We start from the raw sequence: 17,699 nt of genomic DNA on the forward strand, positions 1-17,699 counted from the left end.
GGTGCCCGGACTTTCAGTCGGGCCCTTTGTCGCAAAGCCGACGCCACCCCCCCCATTGATCTTAACTAATCCGATTCGTGAATCAGTCGCCACAAAAGCAAAGGACCGGGGAGGTACGCCTCCTCGGTCCTCTGCAATCCGCCTGCGGACATCTTCAGTGATGGCCAACGGCAATCAGCGGTACCTCATTGCCTTCGGCGTCGTAAAGTTTGCCGTTGACATAATAATCCCCGTCCTGCAGCTGCGCGATATCGGCATAGCGGATCGTCCGTTCAGAAGCCGCGCCAAAGACCGAGGGCTGATCGGGGTTGCCCGAGGTGAAGTGGTTGAAGAGCAGGTTCAGCGTGATCGCCATCAGCGCCGAAGAGCTGATCCCCGAATGGAAGATCGTCTCGACCCAGGCCGGGAACTGATCATAAAAACCAGGCAGCACGATCGGGATGGTGCCAAAGCCGATTGATGTCGCGACGATGATCAGGTTCATGTTGTTGGCGTAATCCACCCGCGACAGGGTGCGGATACCGCTGGCGGTGACAGTGCCGAAAAGAACGATCCCCGCGCCGCCCAGAACCGGGCTGGGGATGGCCGCGACGACCCGGCCCATGATCGGGAAAAGTCCCAGCGCAACAAGGATCAGCCCGCCGGTGGCGACGACATAGCGGCTCTTGACCCCGGTGACGGCGACAAGGCCGACGTTCTGGGCGAATGCGCTTTGCGTGAAAGAGCCAAAGACCGGCGCGAGCATGCTCGACAGCATATCTGCACGCAGCCCGTCCCCCAGACGCCGCGAATCGACCTTGGTGCCGACGATCTCGCCCACGGCAAAAATATCGGCCGAGGTCTCGACCAATGTCACCAGGATGACGATGAACATCGAAATGATCGCTGCCACGCCAAAGGTCGGATAGCCAAAGTGAAAGATCTGGGGCAGGGCAAAGACCGGTCCTTCGGACACGCGCGAGAAATCGGTCATGCCAAAAGCATAGGCGATCAGCGTGCCGATCACCAATGCCAGCAGGATGGACAGCCGCGAAATCGCCGCGTTGCCGACCTTGCTTAGCAATAGCACGATCACCATGGTCACGGCGGCAAGCAGGATATTGGCCTGACTGCCGAAATCGGCTGCGGCGCGATTGCCGCCCATGGCCCATGACCCCGCGACCGGCATCAGCGTCAGACCGATGGTGGTGATGACGATGCCCGCGACCAATGGCGGAAAAAACCGCGTGATGCGGGAAAAGACAGGTGTGATCAGCAGCCCCAACAGGGATGAGGCGATGACCGCGCCAAAGATCGCCTGTATCCCGCCATTGCCCGATATCGCGATCATTGTGGCGACACCTGCAAAGGACACGCCCTGCACCAGCGGCAACTGGCAGCCAAAGAACGGCAGGCCGATGGTTTGCAGGATGGTCGCGGCTCCGCCGGCAAAAAGCGAGGCCGTGATCAGCAGGCCGATGTCGCTTGCCGATAGCCCCGCTGCTTGCCCGACGATCAGGGGAACGGCGACGATGCCGCCGTACATGGTCAGGATGTGCTGGATGCCATAGGCCAGATTCGCAAAAAGGCTCAGCCTTTCATCCTCTGGCCGTAATGCAATTTTGGTCCTGGCAGTCGCTGGGTGTTCCAAGGCGTTCTCCCCCTCTTTCCGCAAATTTGCTCTCTCCCCTTGAGGTTTGGGGAACTTATAGGGATCCGGCGGGGACGACCTTAAAGGAAACCTTTATGCTGAGTTAAGATTTGTTAAAAACTGAACTGTTCACCTCGCGGCGCCCGGCCCCGCTCCCGGTTGGCAAGCCGTGCGCGCAGTGCCAGGCTGCCTGTTGATGGAGGAAATCATGGAGCGATTCACCGGCGGTTGCCTGTGCGGAGATGTCCGCATCGAGGCAAGGGGCCAGCCTTCCCGCGTCGGCCTATGCCACTGTCTTGACTGTCGCAAGCATCATGGTGCGGTTTTCGCCGCCTATGCGATCTTTCCGGATGCGGCGGTGACGGTCAGGGGGAAAACCCGCGACTTTGCCGGCCGGTTCTTTTGCCCGCGCTGCGGCTCTTCGGTCTTTGCGCGCACCGGCGATGAGGTCGAAATCGGCCTTGGTGCTCTCGACAGTCCCGGCCAGCTTGGCCCCAGCTATGAGCTATGGACCATCCGGCGCGAATCCTGGCTGCCGCCTTTCCCAAAGCTAAAGGGTTATCCCCGTGACCGCGATCCGATCAGTCATGACGAAGGCGGGGCGTCGTGAACGATCCATGTGATTGACGATCCGGTCCGATATCCGTGTTGCGGCGGCTCTTGCCTTTGCCGGCACGGGCCGCAATATTGCGCCTGTTCTCGGGGCGGGGTGAAATTCCCCACCGGCGGTGATAGCCCGCGAGCGCCTGCATTCCGCAGGGTCAGCAGATCCGGCGAAATTCCGGGGCCGACGGTATAGTCCGGATGAAAGAGAATGGACGGACCGACGCTTTGCGTGTCGGCACCGGCCGCGATCGCCTTGGGACCGTTCTGGATACAGGAGGTTCCTAAATGACCCAAAAACTGAAAATTGCCTTTATCAAGGCGCGTTGGCACGCTGATATCGTCGATCAGGCGCTGATCGGCTTTCGGCAGGATATGCAGCAATCGGGCCGGGAGACCGAGATTGTGACCTATGACGTGCCTGGCGCGTTCGAAATGCCGCTGCTGGCTAAAAAGCTTGGCCAGTCGGGCGATTTTGATGCCATCGTCGCTGCCGCGCTGGTGGTTGATGGCGGCATCTATCGCCATGATTTTGTCGCGCAAGCGGTGGTTTCGGGGCTGATGCAGGCGCAGATGGAAACGGGGATACCGACATTCTCGGTCAGCCTGACCCCGCATAACTTTCAGCCAAGCGCCGAGCATCACGGCTTTTTCCATGCTCATTTCGTGAAAAAGGGCGCCGAGGCGGCTCAGGCCGTCCGCCAGATCGCTGATCTGAAAATCTGATCCTGAAAACCTGATCCCCGCCGCCCGGGTTGCCCGGCGGCGGGGATCAGGTCCCCTGCCGTGCCCGCGGGGCCAGCCGGTCGCGGACCAGCGCCAGCGCCTGGGCGTTCAGCGCGCTGGCCCGTGCCTCACTCTCTGCCTCGGTATAGACACGCAGTTCGGGTGCATTGCCCGAGGGCCGCAGGTGGATGATCGCGCCGCCCTCGAAATGCATACGCAGCCCGTCGGTCTGGTCGATACGGGACAGGGCCCCACCAGCAAGGCCCGCGAATTCTGCGTCGATCCGGGCGCGCTGTTCGGTCTCGGATCCCAAGGTCAGCCAGGCAAGGATCGCCTGAGAGTCGCTGGTCGGAAAGTCCTTCAGCCGGTCGCTGAAGGTCACACGTGGGGGCAGATCGGCGCAAAGCTCGGCCAGACTGCGCTGCTTTGCAGCGGCCAGGACGCTGACGACGGGCAGGACTGCATCGCGCGTCGGCAGGGCCGGGATTTCTTGTCCGTCACGGGCGATATCACTACCAAGCAGAAAGCCGCCGTTCGCCTCATAACCGCAGACGATGCCTGCGCCGTCCTGTCCGGCCTCATCCATCGCGGCGATGACATAGGGCGATCCGATGCGGGTGCGGATGGTGCGGGCGAAAGCGCCGCTCAGCTCCAGCGCAGTATTGCTGCTGACCGGGGTGACCACGCAATCCGCGCCAAGCGCCCGGGCGCAAAGCAGCCCAAGGATATCGCCGCGCAACCATTCCCCACGATGATCGGCAAGCAAAGGCCGGTCGGAATCGCCATCCGTCGAGATGATGGCGTCAAGTTGATGCTCGGAGGCCCATTCGCGGGCAAGTGCGATATCCTCGGGACGCAGCGCCTCGGTGTCAACGGGGATGAAACTGTCCGATCGGCCCAAAGGCACGACCTCGGCCCCAAGAGCGGCAAGGATCCGGGCGATAATATCGCGCCCCACGGCCGAGTGCTGGTATAGCCCAAGCCTCAGCCCCGCCAGTGCCTCGGGTCCAAAGAAGTCGACATAGCGGCGGACATAGCCCTGTGTGATATCGACAGGCTCGCCCAAGGGGGGCGGGTTGATCAGCGCGCCGTCCGCATCAAAGCGCGCGCGGTCCAGCGTCAGCACCTGACGGGTCATTCCGGCCTCGTCAGGTTTCAGAATCTCGCCTTTCGCGCGGTGGAACTTGATGCCATTGCGGTCGTCGGGGATATGGCTGCCCGTGACCATCAGCGAGGGGATGGCGCGGGCAAAGGCGTAATCGGCCAGCGCGGGGGTCGGGACATGACCACAAAAGACCGGCTCGCCGCCTTCGTCGCGGATGGCCGCGGCACAGGCGCGCAGGATGTGCGGGGTCGAGGGGCGCAGATCGCCCGCCAATGCGACCTTGGTGCCGGGCCGGAACTCGCCGACATCACGCAGGTGACGCAAAAAGCCCTGCGTATAGCCATAGGCGACGCGGTCGGTCAGGGCGCTGACCAGTCCGCGCGCTCCGCTTGTGCCGAAACCCACGCCGCTTTCCGCCATCAGGTCGCTGGTGGTAAAGGGTTTTTCAGTCATGGTCGAACCTCGATGCAGGACGGTCAGTCCAGCGATTCGACAAGCGCGCCGGGCCGGACAGTGGCGAAACCGACGGCGCTGTCGGCTATGTCATAGGGCGTGAACAGATGCCCGGGCATGGACCAGTGCGCCGCAGGTATAAACGACATTGGGCACATGACTTCGCGCCCGGCATCCGAAGGCGAAAGCAGCGGCACCCGTGACCGACCCAATACGCGGGTGGGATCGGCCTTGTCCAGCAGCATCGCCCCGATGCAATATTTACGCATGGCGCCGACGCCATGGGTCAGGATCAGCCAACCCTCGTCCAGTTCGACCGGAGCCCTGCAATTGCCGATCTGCACCAGTTCCCATGGGTGCAGGGGGGCTGCGATCCTTTCGCCTTCGTGCCTGTGAAACAGGTCGTCCGAGCGGATCGGGAACAGGTTTTCATTGTCCTGTCGCGCGATCATGGCGAACTGCCCGTCCAGCCGGCGGGGAACTGCGCCGTCCCCTTGTTGCCGCTGGCCGGACCGGTCAGAGGCCGCAGCCGGAACCGGCGGAAATCATGGGCCATAAGCAGCTCTGAAGTGATGGCTGTGCCGCTATAGGCGTAAGGCGCCGGGGCGGGGTATCGGCGACATACCACCATCCGTGCTTTCGCCCCGCGCCCCGCTGTGGGTGCACCTGAATGGGAAGCGGCTCATTGGTTTGCAGTAATTTGACGACCAGCCCCGTCTTGGCTGCGTCAAAGATCATCTCGCCCAGCGGCTGGGCGTCCGAAGGGGCCGGAATACCGTCATCGCGGCCCCAGGGCTTTGCCCAATATTGCGGCGTCAGCCGCTTTGCACGATGGGAAAGGGTTGAGGATGGAGGGTGAAATTCGGTCCTTGTCTTGTGCGTCTCGATCAGCATCGGCCCGGTCTCCCAAACAGATGATGGTGGATGACGAACATGAAGAGATTGGAATCGCAGGATAATCCTGCCATCCGGGCCTAAGATGGTGGCCGGTCAGCCTTTTTCAGGAGGGGGAGGGGGTGCCCCTGGCGTGCGGCGCGCGCCAGTATCTCGTCAAACCGCGCGCGTGACTTTGGCGGCAGATCGTCGGGCAGGGCGGGGGCATGGGCCTCGCCCACCTCGATCAGCATCACCATGCCCATGGCAAAATGCGGGCTGCACTTGATGCCATAGCTGCCGGGGATGGTCAGGGTGACGCTGAAATCCTCATTGATCCGGGATTTGAAAGGCTTGGCCCCTTCGGGGATCATCCCGTCGATGGACGCGGCATTATGGCCAGGCTGGGTCGGGACAAAGCGTACCGTGTCGCCCGGCGCAATCCGCAGAAACGATGGCTCATAGACCATCACGCCCCGGTCCGAACGGTTGAACATCCGCACCTCATGGGTTTCGGCAAGGACGGGTGTGCCCAGCAGCATGAAGGCAAGAAGGGCGGATTTCATCAGTCACTCCTCAAGACAGCGGAAACGGAAAAGGACGGTGTCGTCGACAGGATCGGTCAAAGCTGTCGCGCCAACGCGAAAGGTTTTGGCCAGCTGTTCGGGGGTCAGGACTTTGGCGGGCGGACCGCAGGCGATCAGCCGGCCCTGGGCCATGACGCCGATACGGTCACAGCCCAATGCCTGATTAAGGTCATGCAGCGCCAGAACCACGGTTACTGGCAGGCGGTGGACCAGCCGCAGCAGTGCAAGCTGGTGATGGATGTCCAGATGGTTTGTCGGTTCGTCCAGCAGCAGCAGGCGTGGGCGCTGGGCCAGAGCGCGGGCGATATGGACACGCTGGCGCTCTCCGCCTGAAAGGGTTTGCCATTGCGCCCCGGCCATATGCTCCATTCCAACCGCACATAGCGCATGCTCAACGATGGCCGCATCGCCCGCGCCAAAGGGGGACAGTGCTGACAGCCATGGTGTTCGACCCAGCCCGACCGCGTCGCGGACGGTAAGTGCCTCGGTCGTTTCGGCCTGTTGCTCGACAAAGGCGATCCGGCGCGCGACCTCGCGCCGGGACAGGCTGGCAAGCGGGGTCTCACCCAGCCACACCCTTCCGGCTGAGGGGGGCAACAGCCCGGCAATCAGCCGCAGCAGCGTGGATTTGCCCGAGCCGTTCGGCCCGATCAGGCCAAAGGTCTCGCCCGGCGCGATTTCCAGCGTCACACCCTCGACAATGGGACGGACACCGGCCCTCCAGCCCAGATTGGCGGTCCTCAGTCTCATGTCCGGCCCCGGCTGCGGATCAGGATCAGGGCAAAGCCCGGTGCACCGACCAGCGCAGTTACCACGCCGATGGCTACCACCTGACCGGGGATCAGTATGCGCGACACAATGTCGGCCGCGATCAGAAAGACCGCGCCTGCAAGCGCCGACCATGGCACCAGCCGGCCATGCCGGGGGCCGACGGCAAAGCGCATGGCATGGGGCACGACCAGCCCGACGAAACCGATCGAGCCGACAAGGCTGACCATGGTCGCGGTCATCAGCGTGGTCGTGCCGATCAGCACCCCCTGCACCCGGCGCAGGGAAATGCCCAGTGCCGCTGCCGATTGCGCACCAAAGGAAAAGGCATCCAGCGCCCTTACATGCCAAAGGCAGGCCAGAAAGCCGATCAGGGCTGCCGGAGCCGCCAGCGACACATCCGGCCAGCGCACGCCCGACAGATTGCCGAGCAGCCAGAACATGATGCCCCTTGCCTGTTCGGCATTGGCCGACCTGGCGATGAAAAAGCTGGTCAGCGCGTTGAACAGCTGCGAACCCGCGATCCCCGCCAATACCAGCTGGGCGGGGCCGCCTCCGGCAGCTCGCGCCAGCGCCGCGACCAGGCCAAAGGCCAACAGCGCCCCGGCAAAGGCGCCCGATGACAGGCCCAGCGCGCCGCCGCCAAGGCCAAGGATCGTCACCGCGACCGCGCCGGTCGACGCCCCTGCTGATACCCCCAGCAGATAGGGGTCAGCCAGCGCGTTGCGGATCAGCGCCTGCAAAACCACCCCGGACAGCGCCAGTCCCGCGCCGCAGGCAGCCGCGACCAAAGTGCGCGGCATGCGATAATTCCAGATGATCGCCGCATTGATCGAGTCCACCGGATATCCGGCACCAAACAGCTTGTTGGCCAGCACCGCCAGCACGGTATCAGGGGGCAGGGGCATTTCGCCTATGATAACCCCGGCAAGGATCGCCACCGTCAAAAGGCTGCCTGCCAAGATCCATCGCCACCCGGGCGCGCGCGGGCGATAGCTGCGGACCGTCGCGACCGTCATTCGAGGTTAAAGGCCGGCAGCGCCCCGGCCAGTGTTTCAAGCGCCGAGACATTGCGGATCGAGGGGTCCATCGAATGGGCGTCAAGCACCACGATCCGGTCATTGCGAACCGCTTCCATCTGGCTGGTTACCGGGTCGGACTTCAGGAACTCGAGCTTCCGTTCGTAATCGTCAGCCTCGAACCGGCGACGGTCCATCCGGGCGATGACGATGACCGAAGGATTGGCGCGGGCGATGGTCTCCCAGCTGACGGTCGGCCATTCCTCATCGCTTTCGATGACGTTCTTCAGCCCCAGTTTTTCCATCATATAGGCGGGTGGTCCCTTGCGGCCCGCGACATAGGGATCAACGTCCATCTCGGCCGACGAGAACCAGAACACGGCCGAGGCATCTTTCAGGTTCAGCGACCGGGCGTTTTCAACTGCCGCCGCCTCGCGCGCCTTCAGATCGGCGACCAGTGCCTCACCCCGTTCCGGCACGTCAAAAATCTGTGCCAGTTCAAGAACGCCGGCATGAACGGATTCCATCTGGAACATGGCATTGCGGGTCCCGTCCGAGCCGCTGCTGTTGTCTTTGTTCCAGCAGTCCGCGGGCAGCACATAGGTCGGGATGCCGACATCGGCAAATTGCTCACGCGTGGCGACGATTCCTTGAGGACCGATGTGCCATTCGTATTGCACAGTGACCAGGCCGGGCTTTTTCGCCACCACCGATTCAAAGCTCGGGTCGTTGTCGGCCAGCCGCTCGATCGAGGCATTCACCTTGCGGTATTCGGGCAGGACCTCGCTGAACCAGACGGCAGTGCCCTGGACCTTGTCGGCCAGCCCCAGCGAATAAAGGATCTCGGTCGCGGCCTGTCCGACACTGACCACGCTGTCAGGTGCATGGCTGATGGTCAGATCGACGCCGCAGTTTTGCAGCCTCAGCGGATATTGGGTCTGTGCGCCTGCGGGCAGGGTGGCAAGGATCATGGTGGCCGCGCCAAGCAGCGCGGCAGTCAGTGTGCGGGCAAACATGAATTGTCTCCGGTTGTGAGGGCAGCCAGGGACGGGAGGAGAGGAGCGGCCCAAAAACTGACAAGCGCCCTTGCCTTGCGGCAGGGCCTGATGCTGGCTGGGACGGGCGCGGCAAGGCACCCTTTGGGCAAATTCATCGAACACCTCCCCGGACACCCCGCCCGGGCTGCGTTGAAACGGGTGTCGGCAGGTCTCCTGACTGGCGGGTCGCGGGGCTTTCCACGGCCTTCCCGTGGCGCATGGCCACAGTGGCATTTTCGTGGATGTCCTCGCCGCCTACAGTTGCGGGGGCAGTTCCGGTTCACCGGACAGGTCCGGTGGCGGATTCCCTTTCAATTCCATATGGAAACCGACACCGGGCAACTACCCGCCAAATTGCGGATGAACAAGGTAAATCTGGCTTCCATGGCAGGGACCGCCCCCACAGGCCGGGAAGGGCCAAGGAAAACCGCGTCAGGATGGGGGAGTGGTGTATCCTGTCGTGGCCTTTCCGGCCCTCGCATGATGCGCGTCACATGGAGCCCGGCCGGCGCATCTGAAATTGTCAGGTCATGAAAGCGGATCAGCTGTTATATCAGTGGGTTACGCCACTGCCGCCGACCACGGCAATGTTATATGGCCTGCCTTCGACCGGTACGGTGCCGACCTCGCTGAAATCCTTGGTCGAGATGCGCCGGATCAGCCCGGCATTCGGGTCGCTCAGCACGATCTCGTCCCCGGCGACGGCAATGCGCGGGCGCGGATCGTTCCAGTGGCCGTCCATCGAATATGGCGCGGTGACCTTGGTGCTGTCGCTGAGAGCGGCGTCAAGCAGGTTCACACGGTGCAGGCTGCCATCTTCGGTCAGGACATAGCCTGTCGCGGGGCTGGCTGGGTCTAGCGCGAAATCCACCCGGCGGAACGGCAGGTCGATATAGCGATAATGCGGGGCCTCTTCGGGGTCGATGACAACCAGGCCCTTGGGTCCGAAATTGCCCAGAAAGATCTGCATCCCGGATGAGCCAAGCAGGGTCCCGGTGGTTACATCTTTGGGCAGATCCTCGGGATAGGGCAAAAGCCTGTATTCCGGCCCCTGATCACCCGCCTTGACGGTCAGCACGCCCTCTTTGCAACCGGCGGCCAGATAGGCGCCCGAGAAAGCCTCGCCATGGATGGCGGTGCAGGTGGCCAGATTGCCCGTGGGGTTGCCTTTGGCGTCAAAGGCTTGCAGGCCCAGACGCGGTACCGAGGCATCGCCCTCGACCGGTTCGTCCGAGGCGACGGTCGAAAGCCAGCTTTTTCCCAGTGGCGTGACAAAGCCATGATGGGCGCGGGCCTGTGGGAACTTCACCGGCTCGACCTTGCCCGCGGCCAGCGCGGCGCTGTCGAGAATCTCGGCATAGCTGCCCTTGTCATAATTCAGCACCACCTTGCCGTCATGGGCGACAAGGTGAAAGGGCCGGGGTCCCGACAGGTGCAGGTCGATGGCTGCGGGTTCTTTGACCTCAAGGTCCTGATGATCGCCATGATCGTGCAGTGAGATACCGCTGCGGATGAATTGCACGGTATCGGCCTCGGACTGGACTGCGGCGACCACCGCACCGCCCGCGACCGGATAAAGCTTGACCTGTCCAGTGGTCTGGAAAGTCCAGCGATGCGCGGGCTTGGACAGGTCAAAGGCGGTGATCTGCCCTTTCTCATGATCGCCCACAAAGACACGGTAAACGGTGTCATCCTTGTGGTCATGGGCAATGCCGGTACCAGCAAGGATCAGGGTCAGGGCGCTGGCACCCGCAAATTGTCTGAGCATGATTAGCCTCCTTGGTCGTTCGGAATGGGTTGCGGTTAGCTTGCCCGGTTTCCGCTGGTCCCTGCAGGGCAGCAGGGACCGGCTGCAGAAAACTGCAGTTCCGGGGCGGGACCGGAGCATCGCTGGCGACGGACTCAATTTAGTAATGTTATTACATTAACAAAATGGAACGACAAGAGACTTGCCTCGGGAAAATGCCGCCGGATCTGCGGATCAGGGGGAGCGCCGCTTGCTCCCGGACAAAACAGAGATCGCCATCGGAGCTTCCATGCGGCGGACAACATGTGTTCGCTGTAGCGAGGTTCTGAGCCCGCCTTTCACCATGATCGTGATACAGCATCACGCATGACCTGACGGGCAGGGCCGATCAGGAGCATTTCCGCGCCAGCGGCGGTTCAGTGCCAATTACCGCACAAAGGCTTGCCGGGGATAGGCCGCAGAGCCGCCGAGTGCTGGTCGAGAAGCGGGTGTCGCTGTCCGGCGGTGCGGGCAATGGCGGCGGTTTGGCTACGATCTCGACCACGCTGATGCGGTCCGTTGCAAGACCTGCTAGGCTGGCCCGGACATCGTCATAGCAAGAGCAGGAGGCTCGGATGAGCTGGAACCCCACTCAGAACCCGGATTGCCCCGAAAACATGGGTCTCGACTCGATCGAGACGCTGATCATCCCGCGCGCCCGCGATCTGGGCGGGTTCGAGGTGCGCCGCGCTTTGCCCGCGCCGCGCCGGCAGATGGTGGGGCCGTTCATCTTTTTTGACCAGATGGGCCCGGCCGAGTTCCTGACCGGGGGCGGCATCGACGTGCGGCCCCACCCTCATATCGGGCTGGCGACGGTGACCTATCTTTATCAGGGCGAGTTTCACCACCGCGACAGCACCGGGGCCGATCAGATGGTTTATCCGGGCGAGGTGAACTGGATGATCGCCGGCAATGGCGTCACCCATTCCGAACGCACCAGCGCCGAGATGCGCCAGCGTCCCGGTTCGCTCTTTGGGATCCAGACCTGGGTTGCGCTGCCTGAAAGCCAGGAGGACCGCCCCGCCGCCTTTGAACATCACGGCAAAGAAGCGCTGCCTTTCCTTGAGGCCGAGGGCAAGCAGGCCCGCCTGATCCTTGGGACGGCGTGGGGTGAACGCGCCCCGGTCAAGACCTTTACCGAGACCTTTTATGCCGATGTGATCCTGTCTGCGGGTGCCGCATTGCCACTGCCGGATGAGCATGAGGACCGCGGTGTCTATGTCGTCGAAGGCAGTATTCTGGTAGCGGGAGAGACCTTTGAGGCCGGTCGGATGATGGTGTTCCGCCCCGGTGACCACATCAGCCTGAAGGCGGGCGAGACGGGCGCGCGGCTGATGGTTCTGGGCGGCGAGACGATGAACGGGCCGCGCTATATTTCGTGGAACTTTGTCGCCTCGTCACGCGAACGGATAGATTCAGCCAAGCAGGCCTGGGCCGAGGGCGATTGGGATCACGGCCGCTTTCGCCTGCCCCCGGGTGATGAGAATGAATTCATCCCATTGCCTGACAGCCTGCGTTAAGCGGCTGTCGGCAGGCTGCGCTGTCACCAGATCTCTTGCTGGACATGCGTGACCAGCAGGTTCGTCAGCCAGTCGAGGCCCGGGTCCTCTAGCGTCCGGCGATGGCGTAACAGGCCATAGGGAAAGCTCGGGATTTCGACCGGCAGAGGGAAGGCCGCAAGGCGGAAGGTCTTGGCGATCGGCAAAAGCCGGCGGGGCAGGGCCATGATCAGCCGCGCGGGTGCCAGCGCCGCCATTGCCCCCGAATATGAGGGGCTGATCAGGGTGATCTGTTCCGATATCCCCAGCGCCGCCAGCGCCCTGTTGATCGGATTATGCGACATGCTGCCATAGGCGACGATGGCATGGGACTGCGCGACCCAGGTCTCGATGCCGATTTCTTGTCCACCAGCAAAGGGATGGTCCGGCCCGCAGACCCCGATCAGCGTTTCATCCAGCAGGGGGGTCAGCGACCAACCCTCCCCCGGCGGGCCTCCGGTCCAGAAACTTGCATCAAGATTGCCTGCCGACAGATCGGCAAGGTTTTCGGGATTGGCGGGTTGCAGTGCCAGTTTGACGCCTGGCGCCTCGCGCCGCAGGCGAGCGGAAAAACCCGGAACGATCGACAGCAGCGGATAATCCGAGGCCGCGATGCGAAAGCTGCGCTTACTTGCCTGTGGATCGAACTGTTCTGGCGCCAGCATGACGGCGGCCTGCTGCAAAAGGCTGCGCACCGGGTTGATCATCGCCAGCGTGCGCGATGTGGGGACAAGCCGGTTGCCTGACCTGACGAACAGCCGGTCCTTGGTCAGGTTGCGCAAACGTCCAAGGGCATGGCTGACAGCAGGCTGGCTAAGGTGCAGTTCCCGCGCTGCGTCCGAGACCGAGCCACGTCTGGCCACGGCATCAAGCACGGTCAGCAGATTCAGGTCCAGGCGCTTATTATTCATTTTGTGCATTCCGCATGCAACGTTACTTCATTTGAATTCGTTAACAAGCTGCTGCAAGAGAGTGATGCTTCTGCAGTATATGAATTTTCGGCCTGGGCGCATCTTTGCGGCCATGCCTTCACTTTTTCGAACGATATTTTGCAATGCGAGGAGAGATTAATGATTGAAGCGGTAAGCCTGCGCGCACGTCGCCGGTCGCCCGAGTTTCTGGGCAGCCCGGACATGGTCGCCTTTACGGTTGGGCAGATCGCCCTTGCATCCATCGCCGAGGATGGGGAAATTTCGCTGGAGGCCATGCGCCGGTATCTCTCTCAGATTGCATCGGGGACGGGACAGCTGACCACGCGGGTCAACACCGATATGGCGCTTGAGGCGCTGTGCTACATCGACGCCAGCCTGCGGGCGGCGGGCAAGTAGCTGGCAACAAAGGGCCTTGCGCGGGCATGGCTGCTGGCTGTGCCCGTCTGATTTCAGAAAATCGCAGCATTCATGCTGCCATGGCATGGGCATCCGATTAGATGGATGCAATTTCCGGCTGTATCTGCTAGACTGATACTGAGGACGGTTCGGCCCGGCATATGCACGGGCGGGGGCCGGGTTCTCTGGCTGATGCCTTGCCCGGTTCCGGGCCCTTCGGGAAAGGGAGGATGCAGCCATGCACCGAGAAACTATAGGAAATCCGTTAAGCTGGAGCGCGCAGAGGCTGGCCCTTGTGGGTCGTGGCGTCGGCGCGGCGGTCGATGGGATCGGCAGCCATGAGATGGCCCCACCCGCCGTCAACAAGATCGACGCCGAGGATATCGGCATCGCGTTGCGCAAGGGCATCGCCGATTTTGCCGCTCTGAGAACAGATGTGATCACGGCCGTCGCGCTTTATCCTGTGATCGGCTTTGTACTGGCGGTCTGGGCCTTTCACGCAGGGCAAATGCATCTGCTTTTCCCGCTGGCCGCTGGCTTTCCGCTGATCGGCCCCGTCGCGGCAATCGGCCTGTATGAGATGAGCCGCAGGCGCGAACGGGGCGAAGAGGTCGGCTGGGGCGCGGCCCTCTCTGCCCTGACTGGTCGGGTGCTGGGGCCTGTTCTGGCATTGGGCATGCTGCTGGTCGCGATCTTTGTGCTGTGGCTATTCGCCGCGCATGAGATCTGGGCCGCGACGCTGGGGCCGATGCCACAGGAAAGCCTGCGCGCATTCCTGACCGCCACCTTTACCACCGAGGCGGGCTGGACCATGGCCGTGATCGGCATTCTTGTCGGATTTGTCTTTGCGGCGGTGGTGCTTTGCGTCAGCCTTGTGTCATTTCCGATGCTGATTGACCGATCGGTGGGCGTGCCTGTGGCGCTGGCGACCTCGCTTGCCGTCGCGCGCCGCAACCCGGGCGCGACCCTGCTATGGGGGGTGATCGTTGCCGTCTCGCTGCTTCTTGGGATGATTCCGTTTTTTGCCGGGCTGATCGTCGTGCTGCCCATCCTTGGCCACGCGACCTGGCACCTGTACCGCCGCGCGGTCGCCTGACTTCTGGGGGCGGCGTGTCTTCAGATTGCGCCGCTCTCATCTTCTGCGCAGGCTGCGGTCAGCCATTCGCGGAATGCGGCCTGCCCCGCGGTTTCGGGGCTGGCATGCAGCCGTGTCAGCCAGTAGTCACCAGCGGCAAGCACGGTATCAAAGGGTCGCACCAGCCGCCCGTTCTGCAGCCATGGCGCAAACAAAACAACCGGCACCAGCCCCGCGCCATACGAGCGCGCGGCCATTTCGGCAATCGCCAGTGAGCTGTCAAAGACCGGCCCGCGTAACAGTGGCGCGGGCAGGCCCTGACTGGCGAACCAGCGTTCCCATTCGCTGGCGCGGTAGGATCGCAGCAGGGGTATCGAAGGTAAGTCCTCGATCCGGCGCAGGCGGCCTGCTGTCTCGGGGCTGCAGACCAGCATCATCGCGCCACTCATCAGCCGGGTCGCGGCCACGCCATGCCAGCTGCCGTCGCCGAAACGGATCGCCAGATCCAGCCCTTCGCCAGCCAGGTCGACGCGGTTGTTGTTGGTGTGGATGCGCAGGTCAACCGAGGGGTGGAGGCGCTGGAAATCCTCGATCCGCGGGATCAGCCATTCGGTCGCAAAGCTGCTCACGACGCCAAGATTGATCGTCTCATGATAATGTCCCGAGGAAAAGCGATCGAGAGCGCCCGACATTTCGTCAAAGATCCGGGTCAGAACCGGGGCGAGCATGATCCCCTCTTCGGTCAGGACCAGCCCGCGCGGTACGCGGCGAAACAGGGTGACGCCCAGTCGCTCTTCCAACCCGCGGATCTGGTGGCTAAGCGCGGCTTGTGTCACGCAAAGCTCGATGGCGGCGCGGGTCAGGTTCAGGTGGCGCGAGGCCACCTCAAAGGCGCGCAGGGCATTCAGGGGCAGTTGTGGTCGGTCCATGAGATGAGATTAGATTATCTCATGACGAAAGTGAAATATGATCGTTTGTGCCTGCCGTTTGCTTTGTCTTAACTGGCAGACATGGCACGCGGCACAGCGTTTGCCCCAATTTTAACAGAGCAGAAACATGAAAATGAATTATGGATGTGCGGGCATTGGCCTGATCGCAGCGGCTTTGGCCGTGCCCGCATCGGCTATGACCGAGGCAGAGTTTCAGCAGGCGGCAAGCGAGATTTTCGCCCCCGTCATGTCAGAATACGACATTCCCGGGCTTGCTGTCGGTGTGACCTGGCAGGGACAGGACTATGTCTTTACCGCCGGTGTCGCCGACCGCGATGGCGGTGTCGCGGTGACGGACCGGACGATCTTCGAGCTGGGCTCGATCAGCAAGACCTTTAACGTGACCCTTGCCGCTTTGGCTGAGGTCGAGGGGCGCCTGTCACTTTCCGATTCCGTCGCGACCCATCTGCCCGACCTGAAGGGCAGTGCGATCGGAAAGGTTTCGTTGATGGATCTTGCCACCCATCAGACCAGCGGCCTGCCCATTCAGGTCCCCGATGAGGCCAGCGATGACGCCAGCCTGATGCGCTGGCTGCACGACTGGCAGCCCGCGCCGGGGGGTGAGAGGTCCTATTCCAATATCAGTATCGGCCTTTTGGGTCGTATCTCAGCCCAGTCCTTTGGCGCGACTTACGATAAGGCGCTGCAGGATCATGTCCTGAACCCGCTGGGGCTTGGCAGCACTTTTGTCGATGTGCCGCAGGCCGAGATGTCGCGCTATGCCTGGGGCTACTCGCGTCAGGATGATCGGGCTGTCCGCGTCAATCCGGGGATGCTGGATGACGAGGCTTACGGGATAAAGTCCGACCTGCGCGATATGCTGCGCTTTCTGCACCTTAACCTGGATGGATCCGGGGCGCCGCCTGAGCTGCGCAAGGCGATGGCACAGACCCATGCGGGCCAGACGGAAACGCAGTATTTTCAGCAGGCGATGATCTGGGAACGCTATCCGTGGCCGGTGCCGCTAGATCAGATTCTGGCCGGGGCCGCGCCCGGGATGGCGATGAAAAGCCAACCTGCGACGCGATTGCCGAAGCCAGCCCCGGGCGGTGAGGTGCTGCTTGGCAAGACCGGCTCGACGAACGGTTTTGGCGGTTATGTCGCGCTGGTCCCGGGTGAGGATCTGGGTCTGGTGATCCTTGCCAACCGCAGCATCCCGAACCCGGCTCGGGTCGAGGCGGGGCTGGCGCTGATCAAGGCGGTGTTGCCGGCGGGCCAATAACCCAAGGTTCCTGCGGCGATGCGTCGGCTCTGGATGGACCGGCCCCTCATTACGTGAGGGGCCGTGCCGTTAGGTTCTGCTGGCGGAGGTGCATCCTGCGTGCCTGCGGTCACTCTCAGCCCGAGGGGCGCCCGTTGTCGGGCCGCCGGGCCCGGCTTTGTTATGCGTCCCGGGTGCCGTGCCTTATCCCACCTGATCGGCGGCGGTGACGTATCAGGCGGTCCGGCCATTGCTCTTTACAGAGGGATGGCCGGTACTTGGCCCCTCGCCACCTGCAACCTCATGGCGCGGGGTCAGCCCATTGTATCGGCCTTCCAGGGTATGAACCTGCCCGGGAACAGAGGATACGGCTGCGCGCCATTCGAGGACCGGCTTTGCAATAGCCTCCCTGGTGGCGAAAACCGGGGTCGCTGTTCAGCTCTGGCGCGAGGGGCCGACCTTATGTGGTGTCCTGCCAGTCATTTCGTTTCTCATCTGCTTATGGGGCGCTGGGAGGTGAGATGCCTTTGTTTCCCTCAGCATGGGTCTGACAAGCTTGCGTTTTCCCTCTGCGCTGGCGTCCAGCCGCCGCCTCAGGGTGGTGGATGAGATCTGATAACCTGCGGCAATTTCGTCCAACGTCTGCCGCTTTTCCTTGATGGCGCGCCGTGCCTCGTTGATTTCCGCCTCGGTCAGCACGATGCGCGGACGGCCAAGCCGGCTGCCGCGCTGGCGGGCGGCCACCAGGCCCGCGCGGGTGCGCTCGCTGATCAGATTGCGCTCGAACTCGGCAAAGGCGGCCATGATGTGAAAGATCAGCCGCCCGCCCGAGGTGCGGGTGTCGATGGATTCGTTGAGCGACCGGAACTCGCACCCTTTTCTGCCCAGCTCTTCGACGAATTTCACCAGATCGGTCAGCGACCGGCCAAGGCGGTCGAGCCGCCAGACCACCAGCGTATCGCCGGGTTTCAGCGCTCTCAG

General features: G+C 62.7%; 17 protein-coding genes, 1 pseudogene and 2 riboswitches. Of the genes and pseudogenes, 6 read left to right on the forward strand and 12 right to left on the reverse strand.

Annotated features, from left to right (window positions below; all coding sequences use genetic code 11):
- Positions 1–154 precede the first annotated feature (154 nt).
- Positions 155–1,630, reverse strand: coding sequence for a nucleobase:cation symporter-2 family protein (locus M511_RS05635; protein ID WP_010396947.1), 1,476 nt, complete (start codon positions 1,628–1,630; stop codon positions 155–157).
- A 208-nt stretch (positions 1,631–1,838) separates the two neighbouring features.
- Between M511_RS05635 and M511_RS05640 the strand changes: the two genes are divergently transcribed.
- Both M511_RS05640 and M511_RS05645 read left to right on the forward strand, forming a co-directional pair.
- Positions 1,839–2,240, forward strand: coding sequence for a GFA family protein (locus tag M511_RS05640; protein ID WP_010396945.1), 402 nt, complete (start codon positions 1,839–1,841; stop codon positions 2,238–2,240).
- 81 nt (positions 2,241–2,321) lie between these two features.
- Positions 2,322–2,450: riboswitch (FMN riboswitch) on the forward strand.
- A 71-nt stretch (positions 2,451–2,521) separates the two neighbouring features.
- Positions 2,522–2,959 carry a 6,7-dimethyl-8-ribityllumazine synthase gene (locus M511_RS05645; protein ID WP_085501601.1) on the forward strand — a complete coding sequence of 146 codons (438 nt, stop codon included), beginning with the start codon at positions 2,522–2,524 and terminating at the stop codon, positions 2,957–2,959.
- A gap of 46 nt (positions 2,960–3,005) precedes the next feature.
- On the opposite strand, the gene M511_RS05650 is transcribed toward M511_RS05645, so the two are convergent.
- The 8 genes and pseudogenes from M511_RS05650 to M511_RS05685 form a co-directional block, all read right to left on the reverse strand.
- Positions 3,006–4,517 carry a phosphomannomutase gene (locus tag M511_RS05650; RefSeq protein ID WP_010396941.1) on the reverse strand — a complete coding sequence of 504 codons (1,512 nt, stop codon included), beginning with the start codon at positions 4,515–4,517 and terminating at the stop codon, positions 3,006–3,008.
- A gap of 23 nt (positions 4,518–4,540) precedes the next feature.
- Positions 4,541–4,993 (reverse strand): annotated as a pseudogene (locus tag M511_RS05655) (hypothetical protein); the annotation flags it as partial.
- 40 nt (positions 4,994–5,033) lie between these two features.
- On the reverse strand, positions 5,034–5,411 hold the full coding sequence (locus tag M511_RS05660; RefSeq protein WP_139824542.1) for a cupin domain-containing protein: 378 nt from the start codon (positions 5,409–5,411) through the stop codon (positions 5,034–5,036).
- An 80-nt stretch (positions 5,412–5,491) separates the two neighbouring features.
- On the reverse strand, positions 5,492–5,956 hold the full coding sequence (locus tag M511_RS05665) for a pseudoazurin (RefSeq protein WP_085501603.1): 465 nt from the start codon (positions 5,954–5,956) through the stop codon (positions 5,492–5,494).
- Positions 5,957–5,959: 3 nt separating this feature from the next.
- A complete protein-coding gene (locus M511_RS05670; protein ID WP_085501604.1) occupies positions 5,960–6,727 on the reverse strand; it encodes an ABC transporter ATP-binding protein in 768 nt (255 codons plus the stop codon).
- Positions 6,724–7,764 carry a FecCD family ABC transporter permease gene (locus tag M511_RS05675; protein ID WP_085501605.1) on the reverse strand — a complete coding sequence of 347 codons (1,041 nt, stop codon included), beginning with the start codon at positions 7,762–7,764 and terminating at the stop codon, positions 6,724–6,726. The genes M511_RS05670 and M511_RS05675 overlap by 4 nt, the downstream gene beginning before the upstream one ends.
- The gene (locus tag M511_RS05680) at positions 7,761–8,780 is read right to left on the reverse strand and encodes an ABC transporter substrate-binding protein (RefSeq protein WP_085501606.1); all 1,020 of its coding nucleotides are present in this window, start codon (positions 8,778–8,780) and stop codon (positions 7,761–7,763) included. Before M511_RS05680 ends, M511_RS05675 begins: the two co-directional genes overlap by 4 nt.
- 168 nt (positions 8,781–8,948) lie before the next feature.
- Positions 8,949–9,149, reverse strand: a riboswitch (cobalamin riboswitch).
- Between the two features lie 205 nt (positions 9,150–9,354).
- Entirely contained in the window at positions 9,355–10,569 is a 1,215-nt protein-coding gene (locus tag M511_RS05685; RefSeq protein WP_010396925.1) for a metallochaperone AztD, read from the reverse strand.
- A 593-nt stretch (positions 10,570–11,162) separates the two neighbouring features.
- Between M511_RS05685 and M511_RS05690 the strand changes: the two genes are divergently transcribed.
- Positions 11,163–12,107, forward strand: coding sequence for a pirin family protein (locus M511_RS05690; protein WP_010396914.1), 945 nt, complete (start codon positions 11,163–11,165; stop codon positions 12,105–12,107).
- 23 nt (positions 12,108–12,130) lie between these two features.
- Here M511_RS05690 and M511_RS05695 read toward each other — a convergent pair whose 3' ends face one another.
- Positions 12,131–13,036 (reverse strand): LysR family transcriptional regulator, encoded by a 906-nt coding sequence (locus tag M511_RS05695; protein ID WP_176224518.1) that lies wholly within the window; start codon positions 13,034–13,036, stop codon positions 12,131–12,133.
- Positions 13,037–13,195: 159 nt separating this feature from the next.
- Between M511_RS05695 and M511_RS05700 the strand changes: the two genes are divergently transcribed.
- Positions 13,196–13,453, forward strand: a complete 258-nt coding sequence (locus M511_RS05700; RefSeq protein ID WP_010396909.1) for a hypothetical protein — start codon at positions 13,196–13,198, stop codon at positions 13,451–13,453.
- Positions 13,454–13,691: 238 nt separating this feature from the next.
- Positions 13,692–14,549 carry a DUF2189 domain-containing protein gene (locus M511_RS05705; RefSeq protein ID WP_029372160.1) on the forward strand — a complete coding sequence of 286 codons (858 nt, stop codon included), beginning with the start codon at positions 13,692–13,694 and terminating at the stop codon, positions 14,547–14,549.
- Between the two features lie 20 nt (positions 14,550–14,569).
- Here the strand turns inward: M511_RS05705 and M511_RS05710 are convergent, their stop codons facing one another.
- Entirely contained in the window at positions 14,570–15,457 is an 888-nt protein-coding gene (locus M511_RS05710) for a LysR family transcriptional regulator (RefSeq protein ID WP_085501608.1), read from the reverse strand.
- 127 nt (positions 15,458–15,584) lie between these two features.
- Between M511_RS05710 and ampC the strand changes: the two genes are divergently transcribed.
- Complete coding sequence (ampC, locus tag M511_RS05715; protein ID WP_085501609.1) at positions 15,585–16,739, forward strand: class C beta-lactamase; 1,155 nt, start codon at positions 15,585–15,587, stop codon at positions 16,737–16,739.
- A 414-nt stretch (positions 16,740–17,153) separates the two neighbouring features.
- Here the strand turns inward: ampC and M511_RS19530 are convergent.
- Positions 17,154–17,699: recombinase family protein (locus M511_RS19530; RefSeq protein WP_085501610.1), on the reverse strand; the 546-nt coding region annotated here is incomplete at its 5' end.

The sequence above is a fragment of the Paracoccus sp. J56 genome, assembly GCF_019633685.1.
GTDB classification, from domain to species: Bacteria; Pseudomonadota; Alphaproteobacteria; order Rhodobacterales; family Rhodobacteraceae; genus Paracoccus; species Paracoccus kondratievae.